Source organism: Methylobacterium sp. CCH5-D2, from assembly GCF_001556475.1.
Lineage (GTDB): Bacteria > Pseudomonadota > Alphaproteobacteria > Rhizobiales > Beijerinckiaceae > Methylobacterium > Methylobacterium hispanicum.
In genome coordinates this window covers 1-3796 of record NZ_LSIX01000349.1, presented here as the reverse complement: position 1 = coordinate 3796, position 3796 = coordinate 1, and the positions used below count along the sequence as shown (strand labels likewise).

Here is a 3796-nt window from a genome sequence, read left to right as displayed (position 1 = left end):
CGCCAACACCCTCGCAGCGCCGCCCGCCGGCGCCCCCTCCGGCACGCCGAGGCGGGCGAGCCGCGTGCGCGCCTCGCGCCGCACCGCCGACCGAACGCTCCGCATCGCCTGCACCCTGGCCACCCTTCTCGGTGCGATCGTGCTCGGCTCGATCCTGCTCATGCTGATCGTCGAGGGCCTGAAGGGCCTCTCGCCGACGCTGCTGACCCAGCCGACCCCGGGCCCCGGCAGCGAGGGCGGCGGCATCGCCAACGCGATCCTCGGCAGCCTCGTGATGACGGTGATCGGCATCCTGATCGCGACCCCGATCGGCGTGATGGCCGGCACCTACCTCGCCGAGTACGGCCGCACCTCGAAGCTCGCCGACGTGATCCGCTTCCTCAACGACATCCTGCTCTCGGCGCCCTCGATCCTGATCGGCCTGTTCGTCTACACCCTGATGGTGCGGCCGATGGGGACCTATTCGGGCTGGGCCGGGGCGGTGGCGCTCGCCATCATCGCCACGCCCGTGATCGTGCGCACCACCGAGGACATGATGCGCCTCGTGCCGGGCACGCTGCGCGAGGCGGGTGCGGCGCTCGGCGCGCCTCCTTCCGTGGTGATCCGCAGCGTGACCTGGCGGGCGGCCTCGGCCGGCATCGTCACGGGCATCATCCTGGCGCTCGCCCGCATCGCCGGCGAGACCGCGCCGCTGCTCTTCACCGCGCTCAACAACAACAGCTGGTTCAACGCCAACCTGATGGGCGGCGTCGCGAACCTGCCGGTGATGATCTACCAGTTCGCGCTCTCGCCCTATCCCAACTGGCAGCAGCTCGCCTGGGCGGGCGCGCTCCTCATCACCGTGACCATCCTGGCCCTGTCGGTGATCGCCCGCACGGTGATCAAGCCGCAGCGCGCCCGCTGAGACGCCGAGTTCGAAGGATCGATCCCATGAGCAACGCCGCAGCGCTCGCCGCCAAGGGTTCCGTGACCCAGCCCTCTGCCCGCGCCGGCGCGAATGCGGGTGCCCCGGTGCGGATCGCCGTGAAGGACCTGAACTTCTACTATGGCCAGTTCCACGGCCTGAAGAACATCAACCTGAACTTCCACGACCGGCAGGTCACCGCGCTGATCGGCCCCTCGGGCTGCGGCAAGTCCACCCTGCTGCGCACCTTCAACCGGATCTACAGCCTCTATCCGGAGCAGCGCGCGGAAGGCGAGATCCTGCTCGACGGCGAGAACATCCTCGACCCGAGGATCGACCTGAACGAGCTGCGCTCGCGGGTCGGCATGGTGTTCCAGAAGCCCACGCCCTTCCCGATGTCGATCTACGACAACGTCGCCTTCGGCATGCGCCTCTACGAGAAGCTGCCGAAATCCGAGCTCGACGGCCGCGTCGAGTCGGCGCTCCGCAAGGCCGCGCTCTGGGACGAGGTGAAGGACAAGCTCAAGCAGTCCGGCATGGGCCTGTCCGGCGGCCAGCAGCAGCGCCTCTGCATCGCCCGTACGGTGGCGGAGCGCCCGGAGGTGATCCTGTTCGACGAGCCGACCTCGGCCCTCGACCCGATCTCGACGGGACGCATCGAGGAATTGATCGAGCAGCTGCGCGACGAGTTCACCATCGCGATCGTCACCCACAACATGCAGCAGGCGGCCCGCATCTCGCAGTTCACCGCCTTCATGTATCTCGGCGAGCTCGTCGAGTTCGGCCAGACCAACCGCATCTTCATGAACCCGGAGAAGCGGCAGACGCAGGACTACATCACCGGCCGCTTCGGCTGAGCCTCGGCTCCCGTAGCGCTCGGCTTAGCCTCGGCTCCCGCACCGCACCGCATACCCGTACCGAGGACCCCGCCATGCCCGGTCACATCGTCAGCTCCTACGACGCCGAACTGGAGAACCTGCGCCGCTCGATCTCCGAGATGGGCGGCATCGCCGAGAAGATGGTGACCGAGGCCACCGACGCGCTCGTGCGCCGCGACGCGACGCTCGCGCAGGCCGTGATCGCGGCGGACAAGCGCCTCGACACGCTCCAGCACGAGATCGAGGAGCGCTCCGTCCTCCTCATCGCCAAGCGCCAGCCGCTCGCCATCGACCTGCGCGAGACCATCTCGGCGATCCGCGTCTCGGGCGATCTGGAGCGGATCGGGGATCTGGCCAAGAACATCGCCAAGCGCGTGGTGGCGATCAGCGACCAGGCGGTCGGTCAGAAGATCATCCTGGGCGTGCAGCACATGAGCGACCTCGCGGAGGCGCAGCTCAAGGACGTGCTCGACGCCTACGGCAGCCGCGACGTGAAGGCCGCCCAGGACGTGTGGGAGCGCGACGGCGAGATCGACGCGCTCTACAACTCGCTGTTTCGCGAGCTGCTGACCTACATGATGGAGGATCCGCGCAACATCTCGTTCTGCACGCACCTCCTGTTCTGCGCCAAGAACGTCGAGCGCATCGGCGACCACACCACCAACATCGCCGAGACGATCCAGTACCTCGCCACCGGCGAGACCCCGACCGGCGACCGGCCGAAGAACGACGCCTCGAACTACGCCACCGTCACGCCGGGGCAGGGCTGAGCATCCGGGACAAGGGCATGCGCACGCGAATCCTGATCGTCGAGGACGAGGAGGCGCTGACCACGCTCCTGCGCTACAACTTCGAGGCCGAGGGCTTCGAGGTCGATGCGGCGGCGCGCGGCGACGAGGCCGAGCTGAAGCTCGCCGAGCAGCAGCCCGACCTGATCCTGCTCGACTGGATGCTGCCCGGCCTCTCGGGAATCGAGCTGTGCCGGCGCGTCCGGGCGCGGCGCGAGACCGAGCGACTGCCGATCATCATGCTGACCGCCCGCGGCGAGGAGGGCGACCGCATCCGCGGCCTCGGCACGGGAGCGGACGACTACATCGTCAAGCCGTTCTCGGTGCCGGAGCTGCTGGCCCGGGTCCGCGCGCTGCTGCGCCGGGCCAAGCCCGCCCACGTCGCCGACCTGCTGGCGGCGGGCGACATCGAGCTCGACCGGGTCAGCCACCGCATCCGCCGCAGCGGGCACGAGATCCATCTGGGACCGACCGAGTTCAAGCTGCTCGAGTTCCTGATGCAGAGCCCCGGCCGGGTCTTCTCGCGCGAGCAGCTCCTCGACGGTGTCTGGGGCCACGACGTCTACATCGACGAGCGCACGGTCGACGTGCATGTCGGGCGCCTGCGCAAGGCGCTCAACCGCCCGCGCCAGCCCGACCCGATCCGCACCGTGCGGGGTTCGGGCTACGCCTTCGACGAGACCTTTTCCGCCGAGGCGTGAGGGCGTTCTACTCGCCGAGCGGAAGGACCCCGCGCAGGGATCGGTTCTGCGTGCGTGGTTCGAGCGCCAAGTCCTGCCTGAGTTCGCCGGACGAACGCTACCCGTCGATATGGCCGTGGCGCAGTGCTACGCCCGGTTGCACGTTCCGATCAAGCGCAGCGAGCGCGATGCGCTGATCTCTGCGACGGCCATGGTCCACGGAATGACCGTCGTGACCCGCAACATGGCCGACTTCCAGCCGACCGGCGTGAAACCTTTCGACCCATGGGATGCCTGAGACCCGACCTCAGCCCTTCCCTGATATGCCCTCCGCCGCGCTCCTCTCGGTCCCGATCCGCTCCAGCCAGCCGAGCACGCCGCCCTCGGTCAGGATCTGCGGCAGCACGTGCGGCTCGGCCCGGCCGCCATAGAGCAGGTAGAGGGGCACGCCGCTGCGGCCGTGCCGCTCGAGCAGGCGGGTGATCTCGGGGTTCTGGTTGGTCCAGTCGCCCTTCAGGTAGGCTACGCCCTTGGCGCGCATCGCGG

General features: G+C 68.9%; 6 protein-coding genes. 5 read left to right on the top strand and 1 reads right to left on the bottom strand.

Going from position 1 to position 3796, the window contains the following annotated elements; translation table 11 throughout:
- Positions 1–64 precede the first annotated feature (64 nt).
- The 5 genes from pstA to AX737_RS37990 all read left to right on the top strand — a co-directional run bounded on the left by pstA (position 65) and on the right by AX737_RS37990 (position 3548).
- A complete protein-coding gene (gene pstA / locus AX737_RS09165; RefSeq protein ID WP_066920767.1) occupies positions 65–904 on the top strand; it encodes a phosphate ABC transporter permease PstA in 840 nt (279 codons plus the stop codon).
- A 26-nt stretch (positions 905–930) separates the two neighbouring features.
- Complete coding sequence (gene pstB / locus AX737_RS09160) at positions 931–1761, top strand: phosphate ABC transporter ATP-binding protein PstB (protein WP_066920765.1); 831 nt, start codon at positions 931–933, stop codon at positions 1759–1761.
- 74 nt (positions 1762–1835) lie between these two features.
- On the top strand, positions 1836–2552 hold the full coding sequence (gene phoU / locus AX737_RS09155; RefSeq protein WP_066920763.1) for a phosphate signaling complex protein PhoU: 717 nt from the start codon (positions 1836–1838) through the stop codon (positions 2550–2552).
- A gap of 17 nt (positions 2553–2569) precedes the next feature.
- The gene (gene phoB / locus AX737_RS09150; RefSeq protein ID WP_066920761.1) at positions 2570–3271 is read left to right on the top strand and encodes a phosphate regulon transcriptional regulator PhoB; all 702 of its coding nucleotides are present in this window, start codon (positions 2570–2572) and stop codon (positions 3269–3271) included.
- Positions 3272–3386: 115 nt separating this feature from the next.
- On the top strand, positions 3387–3548 hold the full coding sequence (locus tag AX737_RS37990; RefSeq protein ID WP_197430515.1) for a hypothetical protein: 162 nt from the start codon (positions 3387–3389) through the stop codon (positions 3546–3548).
- Positions 3549–3557: 9 nt separating this feature from the next.
- Here the strand turns inward: AX737_RS37990 and AX737_RS34255 are convergent.
- A partial coding sequence (locus AX737_RS34255; protein WP_197430514.1) for a hypothetical protein occupies positions 3558–3796 on the bottom strand: 239 nt, incomplete at its 5' end.

What these genes read in the sequence shown, in the direction of transcription:
- pstB (WP_066920765.1), top strand. Translation starts at nt 931, where the DNA reads ATGAGCAACGCCGCAGCGCTCGCCGCCAAGGGTTCCGTGACCCAGCCC.
- phoU (WP_066920763.1), top strand. Translation starts at nt 1,836, where the DNA reads ATGCCCGGTCACATCGTCAGCTCCTACGACGCCGAACTGGAGAACCTG.
- phoB (WP_066920761.1), top strand. Translation starts at nt 2,570, where the DNA reads ATGCGCACGCGAATCCTGATCGTCGAGGACGAGGAGGCGCTGACCACG.